Genomic DNA, 19,250 nt, shown 5'->3' with positions numbered 1-19,250 from the left:
GCGCGTTACGTGTGGGGCACCGAGAAGCGGAAGAGCTTGCCGGACCAGGCGGCGTACAGGTCGTCGCCGACGGTCTCGGCCGACCAGGAGCCGGAGCCGCCGGTGGCCCGGTGGTGCCAGATCCGCTCGCCGGTGTCGGCGCGGAAGGCGTACAGGCCCTTCGTACCGGCGGCGACGAAGAGCCCGCGCAGGGCGCCCAGGAGTTCGAGGTCGCCCAGGCCCGACCCCGCCGTCCAGCGCTCGGCGCCGGTCGCGGCGTCGATCCCGTGCAGGACCCGCTTGTCCAGGTAGCAGACGGTCGCACCGGCGCGTGCGTAGCCGCGGTTGCCGCGGGCGGTGGTCCGCACCGTCCACAGAGTCCTGCCCGACGCCGGGTCGAAGGCGGTGAGCAGACCGCGGGTCGAGCCGTTGAAGCCGGTGCTCGGATAGCAGAACAGGGTGCCTTCGAGCAGGCTCAGGGACCTCGTGTAGCCGAGGATCTCGCTGTTCGTGCGGGGGAGTCCGGTGGGTCTGCTCCAGCGTGTCCTGCCGTCCTCGGGGTCGAGGGCGAGCAGCTTCATGTCGGCGTCGATGCCGTAGAGCAGCTTGCTCTTCTCCGGCGGGTAGAGGGCGACGAGGTCCTTCGTCCAGACGCGGTCGCCCGTCCGCCGGTCGAGCGCGGAGTAGCCGCTGAGCATCGCGCCCGGATTGACTTTCGATGGGCTGCCCGAGGTGAGCGGCGCGCCCGCCGGAGTGGCGCCGATGGTCATGCCGATGTCCTGCTTGTCACGTGAGCTCCACCGCACCTCGCCGCTCGACGCCTCAAGTGCCCGGAAGCGGCTGCCGCTCGTGGTCATGACCAGCTCGCCGTCCGAGAAGTCCAGCTTGGGCGCGCCGTCCGCGGCCGGGGGCGACTCCCACAGCTTCTTGCCCGACCGGCCGTCGAACGCGTGCACCTTGCCGTCGGTACGCACTGTGTAGACGCGCTTGTCGTCGGGCAGGGCGTCGGTGTTCTGGCCGCCGAGATCCTTCCACAGGAGCTTGCCGGTGCCCCGGTCGAAGCAGGCGCCGGAGGCCTTCTCGGTGCACAGCAGCGTGGACCGGGTCACCGCGCGCAAGAACATGCCGGGCTGCGGGAGCTCCTTGGTCCAGGCGAGCTCGGGGGCGGCCGTGGCTGCGCCGTCCTCGTCGCGCGAGCGCAGGAACCAGGTGGCGCCGCCCGCCGCCGCGGTCACGGCGAGTACGGCGCCACCGGTCAGCAGCCGGCGCCGGCTGAACAGCGGGGCGCGCAGCGCGTCCTGGAGCGTCCGCCGGTCCTCGGTCACCCGCAGCTCGACCGCGCCGAGCCAGCCCGCGGTGGTCTCCGGGCGCAGCCAGGCCTGGAGCTGTTCGACGGTGGGGCGGCGGGCGGGGTCCTTGTCGAGGCACGCGGCGATGATGCCGAGCAGGCCGTGGGGGACGCCGTCCAGCCGCGGCTCCTCGTAGGCGGCCCGGTAGAGCAGGGCGTGGACCGCGCCGGTGCCGAAGGGCGGGACGCCGGTGGCGGCGAAGGCGAGCACGGCGCCGAAGGCGAACACGTCGCTCGCGGGGGTGAGTTCGTGTCCTCTCGACTGCTCGGGCGACATGAAACCGGGCGACCCCGCGACCTGGCCCTCGGCGGTGAGCACGGTCGCGTCGACGGCACGGCTGATGCCGAAGTCGATGACCCGGGGCCCGTCGGAGGTGAGCAGGATGTTGGACGGCTTGAGGTCGCGGTGGATGAGCCCGGCACGGTGGATCGCGGCCAGCGCCTCCGCCAGGCCGCCGCCGAGCACGCGCACGGTCGGCTCGGGCATGGGCCCGTGGGAGCCCAGGGCGTCGGTGAGGGAGGGGCCGGGGATGTACGCGGTGGCCAGCCACGGCTGCGGCCCCTCGGGGTCGGCGTCGACGACCGGCGCGGTGAAGGCCCCGGACACCGCGCGTGCGGCGTCGACCTCGGCCCTGAAGCGGCGGCGGAAATCGGGGTCGGCGGCCAGCTCGGGGCGTACGACCTTGACGGCCACCGCACGGCCGCTGCGCGACGCGGCGAGATGGACGCGGCCCATGCCGCCCGCGCCCAGCTCCCGGATCACCCGGTAGGGGCCGATGTACGCGGCGGGGGCCGGGGAGGCGGTTTGCGGGGGCGGCCCGGACGGTGGCAGGGGCGGGGTGGGTGGCGTGGTCGGCAGGGTCACGGCGTGTCGCTCCGGAAGGCGTGGAGGGTCGTCTCGGACGCGGCGAAGAGGGTGTCGCCGGAGATCTGCAGCAGCCATGTGCTCGTGCCCCCGGCGTTCTTGCCCTCGGCGCTGCTCCCGGCTTTGCCGCCGGACGGCTGGTGGGCCCAGAGCGGCTTGCCGTCGGACGCGCGCAGCACGACGAACCCCGGCACGTCCCCCGCGGCATAGGTGGGGATGGCGAGGACGGAAGAGGAGACGGCGGGCCCCTGGTCCAGCGCGCCGCCGGTGGTCGACAGGTGCACCGGGCTCGCCCTGTGCCACACCTGCTCACCGCTGCGCATGTCCAGGGCGAACACGGTGCCGGGACCGTCGTGGAGATAGGCCCGCCCGCCGCGGACCCCGGCCGGGCTGAGGGTGGTCGTCTCGTTGACGGCGGTCCACCGCTTCTCGCCGTCGGCCGCACCGAAGGCCTGCACCTTGGTGCTGGTGACGAGCAGGGTCTCGCCGTCGGTGGACAGGTGGGGGTAGGCGCCGGGTCTGACGACGTCCCCCGCCTTCCACCGTTCGGCGCCCGAGCGCAGGCCGAGGCAGCGCAGTGTGCCGTTGTCCTGGAGGAAGCAGCGGCCCCCGTCGGCGTACGCCTGGAAGTCGCTGCCCCTGACCTTGCGCGACCACAGCACCTCGCCCGAACCGAGATCGGCCGCGAGCACCCCGTACCCCTCGTGACCACTGGTGCCGACGACCGCGACCGGACCTGCGACGGACAGGACGCTCTCGACGAAGTCGGCGGACTGGGCGCCGGCGCCCTGCTCGGTGACCACATGGGCGAACTTCTGCCTGCCCGCGGCATCCACACCGAACAGATGGCCGCGCTCGCCGCTCCAGGCCGAGGCGAACAGCGTCGACCCGCGCACGCCCAGCCACTTCGGGCCCCCCGCGACACCGGAGGGCAGGCGCAGCGATCCCGTCCAGCGTTCCTTCCCGGTGGTGCTGTCGTAGGCGATCGCGCGTCTCTGCTCCCAGTGCACCAACACGCCTCCCAGGAGTTGGAGCTGCGGCGTCGCCAGCTTCTTCAGCGGGACCGACCACAGCGGCTTCGGTCCTGCCGGGAGCTTGGCGGCGGTCCGGCCGGTGGTGCCCTTGCTGCCGCCACTGCCGCCGCCACTGCCGCCGCCGCTGTCGTCCGGGGCCGCGCCGGTCTTCGACCGCAGCCCGGCCAGCGCCGCGGCCCCGCCGCCCGCCGCGACGGTGGTGCCTGCCGCGGCGATCCACAGGAACCTGCGGCGGCTCGGGCCCGCGCTGGGCTCGACGGGCGGTGCGAGGGACGCCACGGGCACGGGCGGCGCGGACACCAGAACGGCGGCGTGCGCCTGTCGTCGCGCCAGGTCCTCCCGCAGGCCCTCCGTGAGCAGCGCGGCGGGATCGGTGGCGCCCAGCGCGGCCAGTACCGAGGCGGCGGACGGCCTGCGCGCGGGCTCCTTGTCCAGGCAGGCGCTGATCAACGGCCTCAATGCCGTGGGTACGCCGCTCAGTCGGGGCGGCTCGTGGACGGCACGGTAGAGGATCTCGGCCGTCCCTCCCGAACCGAAGGGTCCCTGCCCGGTGGCCGCGTAGGCCAGGACGCAGCCCAGGGAGAACACGTCGGCGGCAGGACCGGCCTCGCGGCTCGACATGATCTGCTCGGGCGCCATGAACCCGGGCGTCCCCATCACGGCGCCGGTCCGCGTCACCTGAGTGGCGTCCACCGCGCTGCTGATGCCGAAGTCGATGACGCGGGGCCCGTCCTCGGTGATGAGTACGTTGCCGGGCTTGAGGTCGCGGTGGACGATGCCCGCGTCGTGGATGGCGGGCAGGGCCTCCGCGAGACCGGCGCCCAGGGCCCGCAGGCCCGCCTCGGGCAGCACGCCGAAGCCGCGTACGACGTCGTGCAGCGACGGCGCGGGGACGTAGGCCGTGGCCAGCCAGGGCTGCGGGGCGTCCGCGTCCGCGTCGAGAACCGGCGGGGTGAAGAAGCCGCTCACGCGGCGGGCGGCTTCGGCCTCGCGCCGGAACCGTCCGCGGAAGTTCGGCGTCTCGGCGTACTCGGGCCGGATGACCTTCAGGGCGACCAGCCTCGACCCCGGCGACCTGGCGAGGAACACCCGGCCCATGCCGCCCTCGCCGAGAAGCTGGAAGACCTCGTAGGGGCCGATGCGGGTGGGGCTCTGCTGCCGGGGGCCGGCCTGGGCGGGCGGCTGTGACGACTGTGACAGCTGTGACGGCTGCGGCACCGTGGGGTGCGCGGGCCGCACGGCTGTGGGGTCGCCGCTTCCGTAGGGTTGTGTGTGCACGTCGTCGCGGCGGTCAGCTCAACGAGGAGAGCACGTCACGGGCGGCGGTGACGACGGTGTCCTCGGCCTGCTTGCGGGTGAGGTCCGAGGTGTCCGAGCTGTAGGCGAGGTCCACCCTGAGCGAGGCGTTGCCCTCGCGGACGACCACCTTGGCGTAGGTCAGCGTCCCACCCCGGTCGTCGACGTGGTGAGCGGCGAAGGCCTCCTGGCCGAGCCCGTCGACGGAGTGGGGGTCCTCCACCTTCCCCGCGACCGCCCTGAGGACGCCCCTCTTCTTGAGGTCGTACTGGCCCTTGACGCTCGCGCCGACCGTGAGGTCCACACTCAGACTCTGGTATCGCCCGTAGTCGGCCGGTTCCCACGTCGGCATCCTGGTGATCATCGTGGCCAGGTCCTTGTCGTCCATCAGGCCGGGCGTGCACTTGCCGCCCGGCGCGATCTTCTCGATGGTGGCCGCCTTGATCAGCTCGCACCCCTTGGGCACCTTGCTGAACGCCTTGTCCTGCGACGGTGCCTCCGGCTTGGCGGCGCCTCCCGGCACGCCGCCGGGGTGCTTGCCCGACGCGGCGCTCTTGCCGTCGTCGTCCCCCGACGTGACGACGACCACGCCGACGACGACAGCCGCGACGAGCGCCACGGCGCCACCGATGAGCCAGCCGCGGGAGCGTCCGCCGCGAGGGCCGGAACCGCCGGGGCCGCCGGGGCCTCCGGGCGGCACCGGCTGCGACCAGGCGGAGGGCGCGCCCGGCGCCTGCGGCGGGAGAGGCGGCGGCGCCTGGCCGGGCATCGGGGGCGGCGCCTGGCCGAAGCCCTGCCGGGGATCAACCTGCGGGTTCTCACTCACGGAACAGCTCGCTTCCTCGACCGGGACCGGACATGACCCGCCGCACCCTCCCGCGAGACACTGCAATGCCGATGAAATTCCGCTGAAGCAGTGGATTCGGTTGCCGCGGGGACAACGGGGAACCGCGGGAAAGCGCTTGGAACACGGGGGAGTTCGATGGGCGAGTTCGCAGTGGGTCGGGCCGGAGGGGGCAGGGCCGGAGTGGGCAGGACCGGAGGGGGCAGGGCCGAAGCGGCGGGTGCGGCAGGCACGGCCGGTGCGGCAGGCACGGCCGGTGCGGTGGCCACCCGTGGCGGTGGCGCGGAGGGCCCGGCGAGGCCGCTGCGGCTCGCCCTGCTCGGTCCGGTCACCGCCCACCGGGGCGACGTACCGCTCGATCTCGGGCCCGTGCGGCGCCAGGCGGTCCTCGCCGCCCTCGTCCTGCGCGCGGAGGCGCTCGTCACCCATCAGCAACTCCTGGACGACGTATGGGGACTTGAGCCACCGGGCACGGGCCGCCGGGTCCTGCCCAGCTACGTCTACCCCCTGCGCAAGGCCCTTGACGTGCCCGGCACCGGCCCCGCCACCTCCGTGATCCGCGGCGAGCGCGGCGGCTACCGCTTCGTACCCGGCGAAGCCCGCACGGACATCGGCGAGTTGACCGGACAGGGAACCGCGATACGCGCCGCGAAGGCCGCCGGTGACCTCGCCGCCGCCCTCGACGGCTGTACGCGCGCGCTTGACCTGTTCCGCGGGGAGCCGCTGGCCGGTCTGCCGGGACCGCTCGCCGAAGCCGAGCGGCAGCGTCTCGCCCGGCAGCGGCGCACCCTCCACCAGGAGCGGGTGGAGTGCCTGGTGCTCCTGGGCCGGTACGCGGAGGCCCTGGACGAGCTGCATGCCGCGCCGACGGCACAGCCGTACGACGAACCGCTCGCCGCCCTGCGGATGCGCGCGCTGTACGGCGGCGGCAGGCAGGCCGAAGCGCTCGCCGCCTACCGGGAGGTCCGGGACCGGCTCCGCGACGAACTGGGCGTGGAGCCCGGCGAGGAACTGCGGCGGGTGCACCAGGGCGTGCTGCGCCGGGACGACGCGATGCTGCTCGGCGCGGGCCCGTCACCCCGGGCCACGGGCTCCGCCACCACCGGCTCCGCCGCCACCGGCACACCGCCCCGGTCCCCCGTCTCCGTATCCGTACCCGTACCCGCACAGCCCCCGGCACCCGAGCAGCACCCCTCCCCGTCCCCGTCCCCGCCCCGCCCCCGCCGCAACGAACTCCCCGGCGACACCGCCTGGCTCGTCGGCCGGGAGGCGGAACTCGCCCTGCTCACCGCGCCGGTGCCCGCCGGTTCCGTCTCCGTGGCCGCCGTGGACGGCACGGCGGGCGTCGGCAAGACCGCGCTGCTGGTCCGCGCCGCCTGGACGCTCCAGGACCAGTACCCGGACGGCTGCCTGTTCGTGGACCTGCACACGCACGGCGCGCCCCACGAGGGCCTGCGCCCGCAGCGCGCCCTGCACCAGCTGCTCCGTTCCGTCAACGGCGCGGGCGACGAACTGCCCGATGAGTTGCGGGAGTTGGTCGCAGCCTGGCGGGCCGCCACCAGCTCCTTGCGGCTGCTCCTCGTCGTGGACGACGCCCGCAGCGCGGAACAGGTACGTCCCCTGCTGCCCGCGGGTCCGGGCAGCCGGGTCCTCGTGGCAGGACGCCAGCGCCTGACGGGGCTCGACGCCGACCGGCGGCTCACCGTGGAGCCGCTGGACACGGGCGAGGCGGTCACCCTGCTCACGCGCCTCCTCGGCGAGACGCGCGCGGGACAGGAGCCGGAGGCCGCACAGGAGCTCGCGCACCGTTGCGGCGGCCTCCCGCTGGCGCTGCGGATCGCCGGGGCCCGGCTGCAGAACCGCCCGTCCTGGACGGTCGCCCACCTGGTCGGCCGGATGTCGGGCGACGAACGCCGACTCGTCGAACTCCGGGCGGAGGACCGCAGCGTGGAAGCCGCCTTCCGGATGTCCTACGACCTGCTGGCACCCGAACTGCAACGTGGCTTCCGGGCGTTGGGCCAGGCCCCGACCGCCGAGTTCGACGGACTCACCCCCGCCGTCATGCTGAGCCACCCGCTCCAGGACACCGAGGACCTCCTGGAACGGCTGGTCGACGCGAGCCTGTTGCAGCAGCCGCGGACCGGCCGCTACCGGCTGCACGATCTCGTACGCGACCACACACGCCGCCTCGCCGCCGCCGTGCCCGAGGAGGCCGCCGCGGACCGCGCCGCCGTCCTGCACCTCTACACCGCCGCCGGGCGCGTCGCCAGCGACTGGGGCCCCGAGGGCTACCCGACGGGACCCGACGTCTCAGACTCGCCCTTCTCGCACTGGCGGGAGGCCGACGCGTGGCTGGAGGCCGCGGGCGGCCAGCTGCTCGACGTGGTCGCTTTCGCGGCGTCCGCCGGTCAGCACGACCACGCCTGCTGGATCGCCGAGTCCCTGGTCGACCCGCTGGTCCGCCAGGGCCGCTTCCATGAGTGCCGCTCCGCCCTGGAGCTCGCGCTGCCCGGCGCGGACCTTGCCGACGACCGGCGCATGCCCTCGTCCCTGCGCAACTGCCTGGCCGTCGCGGACATCTACCAGGGACGCTTCCAGCAGGCTCACGCCTGGTGCACCGACGCGCTGCGCCTCGCCCGCCACCGGGGCGACCTGCGCGAGCAGGCGCGGGCGATCGCCGTGATGGGCGCGGCGGAGCGTGCGCTGGGCCGCCTGCCGGAGGCGGCCGCCCACCTGAGCGAGGTCATCGGGATGGCGGCCCGGCTCGACGACGACTGGCTGGCCGGAATGTCGAGCTGCCAGCTGGGCGCCCTCCACGACCAGCAGGGACGGCACGAGAAGGCGCTCACGTACTACGCCACCTCCCTCACCTTCGCCGAGAAGATCGGCCGCCCCCGAATGATCAGCAAGACCCTGTGCTTCACCGCCGAGGCCCACCTGGCACTCGGCCGGCACTCCGAGGTCAAGGACCTGGCGCGGCGCGCGGCGGAACTGGCCCAGGAGGTCGGTGACCTGCAACTGCGTGCGACGAGCCTGTCCCTGCTCGGAGCCGCGGAACACGGCCGCGGGGACCTGCCGTTGGCCATCACTCTCCAGCGGGAGGCCCTGGCCACGCTCACCGAGCACACCAGCAGGCCCCTGGAGGTGGAGGTCCGCCGCCGCCTCGGCCGCACCTACGAGGCAGCGGGCCACCCGGCCGAGGCGGAGCGGCAGTTCCACATCGCCCGGGCTCTGGCCGGCCCGGCGTAGGGCCTTCGGCGGAACGGGCGGAACGGGCGGGAAGGCGGCAGGAAGGCATGGAGGCATGAAGGCGACGCCGCGCCCGGGGGGAGCGCGACGCCGCCGGGCGGCCGGACGTCAGATGTCAGACGTCAGATGTCAGACGTCAGATGTCAGACGTCAGATGTCAGACGTCAGACGTCAGACGTCCAGGCCGGTCTCGATGCGCTTGAGCTGGTGGCGGGCCATCGCCAGGTTGGCGCGGTCCTTGTCGAGGGCCAGGTAGAGGAAGAGGCCGTTGTTGTTGCGCCCCTTCATCAGCCGGATGAGGTGGTACTGGCTGCCCAGCGAGATCAGGATGTCCTCGATCTCGTCCTTGAGCCCGAGCATCTCCATCGTGCGCAGCTTGGCGCGTACGACGTCCGTGTTGCCGGCCGCCGCCACCGACAGGTCGAGGTCCTTTCCGCCCCCGACCGTGCCGAGGGCCATGCCGCTCGTGTAGTCGACCAGAGCGGCACCGATGGCGCCCTCGATCGTGGTGGTCGCATCCTTGAGTGCGGTCTCCGTGTCGGTCATGTGCCTGGTGCTTCCTTTCCGTCTGCCGGGCGTCCTCGGTGAAGGGGACGACGAGGGTGTGGTGGGGGGCATGGGTCAGGTTTCCTCCGCTCGATCGACGGCGGTGTCGACAAGCTCTCCGATGACCGCGCTGGAACGGCGGGCCTCCAGATGCAGTCGGCCCACGTTGATGCGAGGCTCGGCGAGCAGCGTGAGCACGGCGGACGAGCCGGCCGCGTAGGTGGCCACGTAGCCCTGTTCGCCGCGGATGAGCAGTTCACGGAAGCCGCCCTGGTGGGTGGCGTCGGACAGCCGCAGCGCCACCCCGAGCGCGGCGGCGGTCAGCGCGCAGATGCCCTCCGCCTCCACGTCGGAGGCGTCCTGCGCCAGCAGGAGCCCGTCGACGCTGGCCGTCAGGGCGCCGCGGAGCTGGGGAATCCGGGTCCGCAGCCGTTTCAGTTCGCCGAGTACGTCGGCTTCGGCAGCCACCAGCTCTCTCCTCCCTGCGCGTCGCCAGGACGCGAAGAATTTCATCCGGTCGAGGTCCCGGCCCGGGGGGCGGCAGGGGGTTTCACAGCGCCTCCAGCGCGTCACGGACCCGGCGAAGCAGCGCGATGTCGGGGTCGGCGCAGTCCGTCACGGCCGGGAAGGGGAGGGCCACGGAGACCGGCTCCCGCACCGGCATTTGGGGGGCCTCCACGAGTCCGGCCGCCGCCAGCCGCCTGACCTCGACCAGGGTGTGGAACGACGGCCTGCCGAGGGTCCAGGCGATGGCCGTCGGGGTCCGGACGCCGTCCGCGAGCCGCAGCAGCGCACGCTGGCGCGTGGTGACCGGCTGGCCGGGCGCGGGCCTGCGGGGCACGACCGGCGCCGTGTCGACGTCGGGCCGGGGCCAGATGCTGTCGAGGAGGGCCCTGCGCCGCAGCGTCTCGCGTTCGAGGACGGCGGCGGGCACCGGACGCACCCGGCCGAGCCAGTGCGCGACGCCGTAGCGGAACCGGGTGGGTCCGCTCGCCGCTCCCAGGACGAAGAACGCGGCGTCGAAGAGCGCGCCGAGGTGGCACATCTCCAGCTCACCCGCGGTGACATGGCCCCCGGCGACCAGTTCCCTGCCCACCTCGTGCCTGGTGCCCGCCATGGAGAGCGCCTCCTGCCAGCCCTGCGGCGCGAGTGCGCCGCCGGCGGTGAGCAGGACGTCTATGCCGGGCGCCGCGGGACTCTCGGCGTGCACGACGCGCCCGTCCACGAGGTAGAGGGTGCCCTGGGCGCGCAGGAAGGCGCCGGTGGCCCGTTCGGCGGCGAGCCGCGTCAGCAGGGGTGAGACGGCGGGCGCGCCGACGGCCTGCGGGACGGTGGCCCCCGGGAGGAGGGCCTGCGAGACGGTGGCCCCCGGGGCGGTGGCGGGCTCGGTGGCCCGCAGGGTGCTCATACCAGCACCAGCCGTTCGGCCAGGCTCCGCAGCCGTAGCCTCGCCATGGCGAGGTTGCCGGTGTGCCGGTCGAGCCAGAGGTAGAGGAAGACGCTGCTGTCGAAGGTCGTCTCCACGTAGCGGATCAGGTGGAAGCCGGTCCGGGTCGTCAGCATGAGGTCCTCGACCGGGAGCCCCTTTCGGGCCGCACCGCCCACACCGTCCAAGCCGCCCAAGCCGTCCGCACCGCGCTCACTGTCCATACCGTCCATACCGTCCATACCGTCCGCGCCGTCCGGGTCGTCGACGGGTGCGAACGCCTGGTACTCGGCGGCGGCGCGGGCCACCTCGGCGGTCTCGGCGGCGGTCGCCTCGTAGTCACCGTTGGGGGAGTCGCCGACGGAGCCGAGCGCGAGGCCGCTGGTCCAGTCGACGATCGCGGCTCCGCGGGCGCCGGGCAGTGTCATGGCTTCGTACAGACACTCGTCGATTCCGGGCACGCGGCCTCCCCCTCCCAGGTGGAACCGGGTGGTCCCCACCACCCGACCGGGCCGCTCCCGCGACCCGGTGGAGAGGAAAGTACGCAGCGGGGCCGGGGTTCGCGGTGAAAGGGCATATTCCGCGGGAATGCGTCCGAGCCCGACGGGACGCGTTCGGTGCTGGCGTTGGGCAGCCCATCACTGACCGAATGTGTCGGTCACGTGATCGAGATGTCCCCCGGGGCGGTGTCAGTCCTCGCCGCGCACCCGGAGCACCACCTTGTTCACGCCCCACAGCACGACGCCGATGGCGATCAGCACACCGGCCCGGATGTAGACCTCGGCGGGCCGGTCCGCCAGGGGACTCGCGAGAATGAGGGCCGTGATGGCGCCGAGGACCGGGAGCACCGTGGGCGTACGGAAGTGCATGTGCCCGACGGGGTCGCGGCGCAGGACCAGGACCGTCACGTTGACCACCGCGAACACGCACAGCAGCAGGAACGCCGTGGTGTCGCCGAGCCCCTCGATCTCACCCGTCGAGACCAGGCCGATCGCGAGCAGCGAGACGAAGACGATGCCGACGACGGGGGTGCGGCGCTCGGACAGGACGCGGCCCATGGCGCGCGGCAGGATGCGTTCGTTGGCCATGCCGTAGCAGAGCCGCGAGGCCATCATGATGTTGATCAGTGCCGAGTTGGTGACCGCGAACAGGGCGATGAGGGCGAAGAGTTTGTGCGGGAAGTCGACGCCGCCCGCCTTGACGACTTCGAGCAGTGGACCGCTGCTTCCCTCCAGGGTCCTGTAGTCGACGAGGAGGGACGAGACGAGGGCCACCAGAACGTAGATCGTGCCGGTCACCGCGACGCCGATGAAGATGGCCCGCGGGAAGGTGCGCACCGGGTCCTTCGTCTCCTCGGCCATGTTCACCGAGTCCTCGAAGCCGACGAAGGCGAAGAAGCCGAGGGCTGTGGCGCCGAGCACCCCGGTCATCAGGGCGTACCCGGTGCCGTTCGCCTCGAAGTCGGTGAGGCGCGAGGGCTCGCCGTCCCCGGTCAGCACGGCGTACGCGCCGATCGCGAGGATGACGAGGAGGCCGGTCACCTCGACGAGCGTCAGGACGACGTTGGCCTTCACGGACTCCGAGACGCCGCGCATGTTCAACGCCGCGAGCAGCACGATGAAGGTGATCGCGATCAGGGTGGGTGGCAGCGCGTCCCCGGTCAGCTCGCCGAGGTAGTCCCCGCTGAAGGCGCGGGCGGCGGCGCTCGCGGACGAGAGCCCGGAGCACATCACCATGAAGGCGATGATGAAGGTGAGGAACGGCGTCTTGAACGCCTTCTGGGTGTAGAGCGCGGCGCCTGCCGCCTTCGGGTACTTGCCGACCAGCTCGACGTACGAGGCGGCCGTCAGGATCGCCACGACGAACCCGATCGCGAACGGCAGCCAGAGCGCGCCGCCGACCTTCCCCGCGACCTTGCCGGTGGTGGCGTAGATGCCGGTGCCGAGGATGTCGCCGATGACGAAGAGGATGAGCAACTTGGGCCCGATGGCACGGTGCAGGGCGCCGTCGTCGGTGGGCGATGAAGTGGTGCCGGGTGTGCCGGGTGCGCTGGGTGTGCCGGATGCCGTCACTGGAGCCTCCCCCGAGACCGGGAACACGTCTGGCCAAGGATCTGCCCGTGCGGCACGTCGCTATGCGCGACTTGAGCAATCGCAGAGCTTCGACGGGCGGTGGTTTCCTGGCGGGTGCGGCCCGTTTTGGGCTGGTCGCGCAGTTCCCCGCGCCCCTGAGGGCCGGTGCGCGCAGGTGTGGTCAAGGGGCGCGGGGAACTGCGCGCTCAGCCACGGACGGCCCGCAGTCGCGTCTGTCTCTGGGGGGTTTCTGGCGGGTGCGGCTCGTCGTCGGCTGGTCGCGCAGTTCCTCGCGCCCCTGGGGGAAGGCCCCCGAAGGTCGGCAGAAGGGTGGAGGTCAGGGTCAGAGGTGGTGCAGGGCGTCCCGTTCGGGGCCCCCGCCCGCCTCCGCCACGATCGCGTCCAGCGTCTGCGGCTCCCGTACCACCGCGAACCGCACCGCGTCACCGTACGCCGAGAACCCGTGAATCCCCGGCCTTGCAAGGCTGTTGTACGAGTAGTGGTGGGCGAAATAGTAGGCGCCGGTGTCCAACGCGGCGATGTAGTCACCCTGTTCGAGCAGCGGCAGCGGACGGTTCTCGGCGAGCAGGTCGCCCGCGAAGCACGCGGGCCCGGCGACGTCCTGGCCGACGGCAGGCCCAGTCTTGAGCCGGCCCCCGGCGTCGTACGCGGCGATCCGTAGCGGCCATGAGGCGGGCATGTACACGGTCCGCGTAGCCACCTGCACGCCCGCGTGCGTCACGGCGATGGACCTGCCGCCCGCACGCTTCGTGTACTCGACGCGCGCCAGCACCGTGCCGTGCTTGGCGAGCAGCGAGCGGCCGAACTCGGTGACGATCCCGTACCGCCCGTCGAGCAGCCCCGGCACCCGTGCCTTGAGGCGGCGCGCGTACTGGGCGTGGGTCGGGGTCTCGTCCTCCGAGCCGAAGTTGACCGGCAGGCCGCCGCCGATGTCGAGGGTGTCGATCTGCCGGCGCCCGGCACGTTCGTTGATCTCCTCGGCCAGCTCGTACGTCGCCGCGACGCCCCGCACCATCATCTCCAGGGGCATGCCCTGCGACCCGGAATGCGCGTGCAGGCGGGTCAGCCACGGCCGTTCCAGGCAGGCCCGGACGACCCACTCCCTGGCGCCCTCGTCCCGCAGCGGCACCCCGAACTTGGAGGTGGGCGTCGCCGTCGACAGGGCGCCGATCGCGCCACCGCCGATCTGCGGGTTGACGCGGATGCCGATGGGGGAGTCGGTCGGCGCCGAGTGGGTCAGCGCGTCGATGCGGGCCAGCTCCTGGGGGTTGTCCGCGTTCACGGCGATGCCGAGCGCCAGGGCCTCGCGCAGTTCGGCCGGGGTCTTGGCGGGTGAGTCGAGGACGGTCCTCTCGGGCGGCACCCCGGCGGCCCTGGCCAGGGCCAGCTCACCGGGGCTCGCCACCTCGGCGCCGATGCCGGCCGAGCGCAGCAGCCGCAGTACGGGGACGAGCGGGGCCGCCTTCACCGCGAAGGCGTGCAGAACGGGGGTGCCGGGCGGGGTGACGGCCTCGAAGGCGGCGCGCAGGGCGGCGGCGCTCGCGCGGATGCCGACGACGTCGAGCAGCCCCGCGACGGGGGCGGCGGGCCCGACGACACCCTGCTCGACGGCGGCGCGAACGGCCTGGTCGCGGCGGGCGGCGGCGGAGGGCCCTGGCGTGCCGACGGGGGCGGTGACGGGTGCGGTGCCGGGGGCGGGGTCGCGTACAGGGCCGCCTACAGGGCCGCCTACAGGGTCGCGTACGGGTTCAGGCGTGCCGTCCGCGCGGAGGACCTGGGTCCGGTCGTGGTCGTCGTCATGGCTGTCTGCGCTGTCTGCGTCGTGGCCCATGCGATCCAGCCAATCATCCGGCACGGGACCCCGCTGACGTACTCGCGCATTCGTTCGCTATTGACTAGCTCTATTCAGAACCCCAGGATGTGAATACCAAGGTCACATCGAGCAGTCACATCGAGCAGTCGCATCGAGCAGTCGCATCGAGCAATCGCCCTGAGCAGTCGCATCGAGCAGGCTCACAGCAGCTTCACGCGAGGAGGCAACGCCATGTCAGGACCCCGCCCCGTACGGGCACCGCGCGGCAGTGGACTGAGCGCCCTGGGATGGCAGCAGGAAGCCGCTCTCCGGATGCTGCAGAACAACCTCGACCCCGAGGTCGCCGAGCACCCCGACAAGCTCGTCGTCTACGGCGGCACCGGCAAGGCGGCCCGCGACTGGCGCTCCTTCGACGCGATGGTCCGCACGCTGAAGACCCTCAAGCAGGACGAGACGATGCTCGTCCAGTCCGGCCGCCCGGTCGGCGTGATGCAGACCCACGAGTGGGCCCCCCGCGTCCTCATCGCCAACTCCAACCTCGTGGGCGACTGGGCGAACTGGGAGGAGTTCCGTCGCCTGGAGGCGCTCGGCCTCACCATGTACGGGCAGATGACGGCCGGTTCGTGGATCTACATCGGCACGCAGGGCATCCTCCAGGGCACGTACGAGACGTTCGCCGCGGTCGCCGCCAAGAGGTTCGACGGCACCCTCGCCGGGACGATCACCCTCACCGCGGGACTCGGCGGCATGGGCGGTGCCCAGCCGCTCGCCGTCACGATGAACGACGGCGTCGCGATCTGTATCGACGTCGACCCGCGCGCCATCGAACGCCGCATCGAGCACCGCTACCTGGACGTGAAGGCCGACTCCCTGGAGCACGCACTCCAGCTGGCGGTGGAGGCCAGGGACGCGCGAAGGCCCCTCTCCATCGGCCTGCTCGGCAACGCGGCCGACCTGCTCCCGCGCATGCTCGCCGAGGGCGCCCCCATCGACATCGTCACGGACCAGACCTCGGCCCACGACCCGCTCGCGTACCTCCCCGTCGGCGTCGACTTCGACGACATGCAGACGTACGCGGCCAAGGACCCGGCGGGCTTCACCACCCGCGCGCGGGAGTCCATGGCCAAGCACGTCGAGGCGATGGTCGGCTTCATGGACGCGGGCGCCGAGGTCTTCGACTACGGCAACTCGATCCGCGGCGAGGCCCAACTCGCGGGCTACGAGCGGGCGTTCGCCTTCCCGGGCTTCGTCCCCGCCTACATCCGCCCGCTCTTCTGCGAGGGCAAGGGCCCGTTCCGCTGGGCGGCGCTCTCCGGCGAAGCCTCCGACATCCACAAGACGGACAAGGCGCTCCTCGACCTCTTCCCGCAGAACGAGTCCCTGCACCGCTGGATCAAGATGGCGGGCGAGCGCGTCCACTTCCAGGGCCTGCCCGCGCGCATCTGCTGGCTGGGCCAGGGCGAGCGCGACAAGGCGGGCGACATGTTCAACGACATGGTCGCCGACGGCACCCTCGCGGCCCCCCTCGCCATCGGCCGCGACCACCTCGACTGCGGCTCGGTCGCATCCCCGTACCGCGAGACCGAGGCCATGCTCGACGGCTCCGACGCGATCGCCGACTGGCCGCTCCTGAACGCCATGGTGAACGTCGCGTCGGGCGCCTCCTGGGTCTCCATCCACCACGGCGGCGGCGTCGGCATGGGCCGCTCCATCCACGCGGGCCAGGTCTCGGTCGCCGACGGCACGAAGCTCGCGGGCGAGAAGATCCGCCGCGTCCTGACCAACGACCCCGGGATGGGTGTCATCCGGCACGTCGACGCCGGGTACGACATCGCGGAGTCGGTGGCGGACGAGAAGGGCGTGCGGGTTCCGATGCGGGAGGGTGACGGCGCGTGAAGCGCACGGGAGAGCCGGCGGGTGGGAGCGATTCAACCCCTCCGGGCGGGAGTGATTCAGCCCCTTGGGCGGTCGAGGAGCGGAGTCCGGAACAGAGCCCCGCGCCGTCCACCCCCTCCTTCCAGTCCACCCCCTCCTTCCCGTCCTTCCAGGAGATGTGGCGGGACCTGCGCCCCATCGGCCGGGACGCCCACACCCGGGGCTACCGCCGCTACGCCTGGACACCGGCCGACGCGGACTGCCGTGCCTGGTTCGTGCAGCAGTCGCAGTCGCGGGGCCTGACCTACGAACTGGACCGCAACGGCAACCAGTGGGCCTGGCTCGGCGACCCGGCGGCCGGGAATGCCGTGGTCACCGGCTCGCACCTGGACTCCGTCCCCGACGGCGGCGCCTTCGACGGCCCCCTCGGCGTGGTCTCGTCCTTCGCCGCGCTGGACGAACTCCGCGCCAGAGGCGCGGAGTTCACCCGCCCCATCGCCATCGTCAACTTCGGCGACGAGGAGGGTGCCCGCTTCGGCCTGGCCTGCGTCGGCTCCCGGCTCACCGCGGGGCAGCTCACCGTCGAGGCCGCGCACAAGCTCAGGGACGGCGACGGGGTGACGTTGCCGCAGGCGATGGAGGCGGCCGGGTACGACCCGTACGGCATCGGACCCGACCCCGAACGGCTCGCCCGCATCGGCGCGTTCGTGGAGCTGCACGTGGAGCAGGGCCGCGCCCTGGACCTTTCGGGTGACCCCGTCGGCATCGCGTCCGCGATCTGGCCGCACGGCCGCTGGCGCTTCGACTTCCGGGGCGAGGCCAACCACGCGGGCACGACCCGCATCACTGACCGCCGCGACCCGATGCTGTCGTACGCGGAGACGGTCATCGCCGCTCGCCGGGAGGCCGAACTCGCGGGCGCCCTGGCCACGTTCGGCAAGATCTCCGTGGAGCCGAACGGCGTCAACGCCATCCCCTCCCTCGTCCGCGGCTGGCTGGACTCGCGGGCGGCCGACCAGGCCACCCTCGACACGGTCGTCACGGCCGTCGAGAAGGCGGCCCGCGAGTACGCGGACCGGCACGGCATCGACCTCGACGTCGTCCGCGAGTCGTTCACGCCGGTCGTCGAGTTCCAGGACGCCCTGCGCGACGAGCTGGGCGCGATCCTCGGGGCGCGCTCGGAGAGGGGCCTCCCCGTCCTCGGCACGGGCGCCGGACACGACGCGGGCATTTTGTCCGGCTCGATCCCCACCGCCATGCTGTTCGTACGGAACCCCACGGGTGTCTCGCACTCCCCGGCCGAGTACGCCGCCGAGGACGACTGCCTGGCCGGGGTGACCGCACTGGCCGACGTACTGGAAGGGCTGGCGTGCAGGTGACGACGGAGCGGACGGACACATACTGGCTGGAGCACGCCTGGCTCGACACCAATGTCGAGCCGGGGGTGGCCGTCGAGGTCACGGGCGACCGGATCGCGACGGTCCGCAAGAACGTCGACGCCCCGCCGCCCGGCGCGACGGCCCTGCGCGGCCTGACCGTCCCCGGCCTCGCCAACGCCCACAGCCACGCCTTCCACCGCGCGCTGCGCGGCACCGTCCAGGTCGGCTCCGGCACGTTCTGGACGTGGCGCGAGGTCATGTACTCGGTGGCGGACCGCCTGACCCCCGAGACGTACCACGCGCTCGCGCGGGCGGTGTACGCGGAGATGGCGCTGGCCGGCATCACGACGGTGGGGGAGTTCCACTACCTCCACCACGGCCCCGGCGGCGCCCCCTACGCCGACCCCAACGCGATGGGCGAGGCCCTGATCCAGGCGGCGTCGGACGCGGGCGTACGCATCACGCTCCTCGACACGGCGTACGTCGCGTCGGGACTCCTCTCCGAGACGCGGGGCAAGCCGCCCAACCGCCACCAGCTGCGCTTCTCCGACGGCACGACGGAGGCCTGGGCGGAGCGTGTCTCGCTGCTCAAGGAGCGCGCGCACGCCCGGATCGGGGCGGCGATCCACTCCGTACGGGCGGTCCCGGCGCGCCAGCTGGGCACGGTGGCGGAGTGGGCCTCGGCCCGCCGCGCCCCCCTCCACGTCCACCTCTCCGAGCAGACGGCGGAGAACGAGGCGTGCCTCGCCGTCCACGGCCGTACGCCGACGCGCCTCCTCGCCGACCACGGGGTACTCGGCGCGCGCACCACCGGCGTCCACAACACCCACCTCACCGAGGAGGACATCGCCCTCCTCGGCGGTACCGCGTCCGGCACGTGCATGTGCCCGACGACGGAACGCGACCTGGCGGACGGCATCGGCCCCGCCGTCGCCCTCCAGCGCGCGGGCAGCCCCCTCTCCCTGGGCAGTGACAGCCACGCCGTGATCGACATCCTCGAAGAGGCACGCGCGATGGAGTTGAACGAACGCCTCCGCTCGCACACGCGCGGCCACTGGACGGCGGCGGCCCTGCTGCGCGCGGCAACGGCCGACGGCCACGCGGCGCTGGGCTGGCCCGAGGCGGGCGTGATCGAGCAGGGCGCCCTGGCCGACCTCACCACCATCACCCTGGACTCGGTCCGCACGGCGGGCCCGGTCCCGCGCCTGGCCGCGGAGACGGCGGTGTTCGCGGCGACGGGGGCGGATGTCCGCCATGTGCTGGCGGGGGGCCGCGTGATCGTACGGGACGGTTCCCACGCACTGGTCCCCGACGTGCCGTCGGCACTGACGGAGGCGATCGCGGCACTCAGAGACTGACGTGTCCCCCGACCCCGCTGGGGCCCCGCCCCCGACCCCGCTCTCCCTTGCCGCAGGGGCGGAGTCTTCAGCCCGTCCGGCGATTGAGGACGGGCTGGGGTCCCGCCCCTGACCCCGCTCTCCCTTGCCCAGGGGCGGAGTCTTC

General features: G+C 73.0%; 13 protein-coding genes. 4 read left to right on the top strand and 9 right to left on the bottom strand.

Translation table 11 applies throughout. The features are described 5' to 3' along the window. Positions 1-5: 5 nt before the first annotated feature. The 3 genes from ACFVYR_RS26430 to ACFVYR_RS26420 are packed head-to-tail and all read right to left on the bottom strand — an operon-like array spanning position 6 to position 5,348. Positions 6-2,192, bottom strand: coding sequence for a PQQ-binding-like beta-propeller repeat protein (locus tag ACFVYR_RS26430; RefSeq protein ID WP_384255561.1), 2,187 nt, complete (start codon positions 2,190-2,192; stop codon positions 6-8). Next, positions 2,189-4,504: a PQQ-binding-like beta-propeller repeat protein gene (locus tag ACFVYR_RS26425; protein WP_384255563.1), complete on the bottom strand. Its 2,316-nt coding sequence runs from the start codon at positions 4,502-4,504 to the stop codon at positions 2,189-2,191. Before ACFVYR_RS26425 ends, ACFVYR_RS26430 begins: the two co-directional genes overlap by 4 nt. A 13-nt stretch (positions 4,505-4,517) precedes the next feature. Further along, the gene (locus ACFVYR_RS26420; protein WP_384255565.1) at positions 4,518-5,348 is read right to left on the bottom strand and encodes a hypothetical protein; all 831 of its coding nucleotides are present in this window, start codon (positions 5,346-5,348) and stop codon (positions 4,518-4,520) included. Between the two features lie 201 nt (positions 5,349-5,549). Here ACFVYR_RS26420 and ACFVYR_RS26415 point away from each other — a divergent pair, with 201 nt between their 5' ends. Further along, positions 5,550-8,615 carry a BTAD domain-containing putative transcriptional regulator gene (locus tag ACFVYR_RS26415; RefSeq protein WP_384255568.1) on the top strand — a complete coding sequence of 1,022 codons (3,066 nt, stop codon included), beginning with the start codon at positions 5,550-5,552 and terminating at the stop codon, positions 8,613-8,615. Between the two features lie 171 nt (positions 8,616-8,786). On the opposite strand, the gene ACFVYR_RS26410 is transcribed toward ACFVYR_RS26415, so the two are convergent. The 6 genes from ACFVYR_RS26410 to ACFVYR_RS26385 form a co-directional block, all read right to left on the bottom strand. Next, positions 8,787-9,161, bottom strand: a complete 375-nt coding sequence (locus ACFVYR_RS26410) for a hypothetical protein (protein ID WP_384255570.1) — start codon at positions 9,159-9,161, stop codon at positions 8,787-8,789. A gap of 75 nt (positions 9,162-9,236) precedes the next feature. After that, positions 9,237-9,674, bottom strand: coding sequence for a roadblock/LC7 domain-containing protein (locus ACFVYR_RS26405; protein ID WP_384255572.1), 438 nt, complete (start codon positions 9,672-9,674; stop codon positions 9,237-9,239). Between the two features lie 37 nt (positions 9,675-9,711). Beyond that, on the bottom strand, positions 9,712-10,569 hold the full coding sequence (locus ACFVYR_RS26400) for a transcriptional regulator (protein ID WP_384255574.1): 858 nt from the start codon (positions 10,567-10,569) through the stop codon (positions 9,712-9,714). After that, positions 10,566-11,048, bottom strand: coding sequence for a hypothetical protein (locus tag ACFVYR_RS26395; RefSeq protein WP_384255577.1), 483 nt, complete (start codon positions 11,046-11,048; stop codon positions 10,566-10,568). Before ACFVYR_RS26395 ends, ACFVYR_RS26400 begins: the two co-directional genes overlap by 4 nt. A 228-nt stretch (positions 11,049-11,276) precedes the next feature. Further along, positions 11,277-12,659, bottom strand: coding sequence for an APC family permease (locus tag ACFVYR_RS26390; RefSeq protein ID WP_384255579.1), 1,383 nt, complete (start codon positions 12,657-12,659; stop codon positions 11,277-11,279). Positions 12,660-13,002: 343 nt separating this feature from the next. Next, entirely contained in the window at positions 13,003-14,511 is a 1,509-nt protein-coding gene (locus ACFVYR_RS26385) for a diaminopimelate decarboxylase (RefSeq protein ID WP_384255581.1), read from the bottom strand. A gap of 213 nt (positions 14,512-14,724) precedes the next feature. Here ACFVYR_RS26385 and hutU point away from each other — a divergent pair, with 213 nt between their 5' ends. From hutU to ACFVYR_RS26370, 3 genes are all read left to right on the top strand, one after another. After that, the gene (gene hutU, locus ACFVYR_RS26380) at positions 14,725-16,389 is read left to right on the top strand and encodes a urocanate hydratase (RefSeq protein ID WP_384255583.1); all 1,665 of its coding nucleotides are present in this window, start codon (positions 14,725-14,727) and stop codon (positions 16,387-16,389) included. 155 nt (positions 16,390-16,544) lie between these two features. Next, positions 16,545-17,747, top strand: coding sequence for an allantoate amidohydrolase (locus ACFVYR_RS26375; RefSeq protein WP_384255637.1), 1,203 nt, complete (start codon positions 16,545-16,547; stop codon positions 17,745-17,747). Next, on the top strand, positions 17,738-19,105 hold the full coding sequence (locus tag ACFVYR_RS26370; protein ID WP_384255585.1) for a formimidoylglutamate deiminase: 1,368 nt from the start codon (positions 17,738-17,740) through the stop codon (positions 19,103-19,105). Before ACFVYR_RS26375 ends, ACFVYR_RS26370 begins: the two co-directional genes overlap by 10 nt. Positions 19,106-19,250 lie beyond the last annotated feature (145 nt).

The sequence above is a fragment of the Streptomyces sp. NPDC058284 genome, from assembly GCF_042881135.1.
Classification (GTDB): Bacteria; Actinomycetota; Actinomycetes; order Streptomycetales; family Streptomycetaceae; genus Streptomyces.
The sequence above is the reverse complement of the archived record's forward strand: the minus strand, read 5'-3'. Positions and strand labels throughout refer to the sequence as shown.

Bases quoted from the DNA above. Each gene is read 5' to 3' on its own strand.
- ACFVYR_RS26410 (WP_384255570.1), bottom strand. From the start codon at position 9,161: ATGACCGACACGGAGACCGCACTCAAGGATGCGACCACCACGATCGAG.
- ACFVYR_RS26405 (WP_384255572.1), bottom strand. From the start codon at position 9,674: ATGAAATTCTTCGCGTCCTGGCGACGCGCAGGGAGGAGAGAGCTGGTG.
- ACFVYR_RS26400 (WP_384255574.1), bottom strand. From the start codon at position 10,569: ATGAGCACCCTGCGGGCCACCGAGCCCGCCACCGCCCCGGGGGCCACC.
- ACFVYR_RS26385 (WP_384255581.1), bottom strand. From the start codon at position 14,511: ATGGGCCACGACGCAGACAGCGCAGACAGCCATGACGACGACCACGAC.
- hutU (WP_384255583.1), top strand. From the start codon at position 14,725: ATGTCAGGACCCCGCCCCGTACGGGCACCGCGCGGCAGTGGACTGAGC.
- ACFVYR_RS26375 (WP_384255637.1), top strand. From the start codon at position 16,545: ATGTGGCGGGACCTGCGCCCCATCGGCCGGGACGCCCACACCCGGGGC.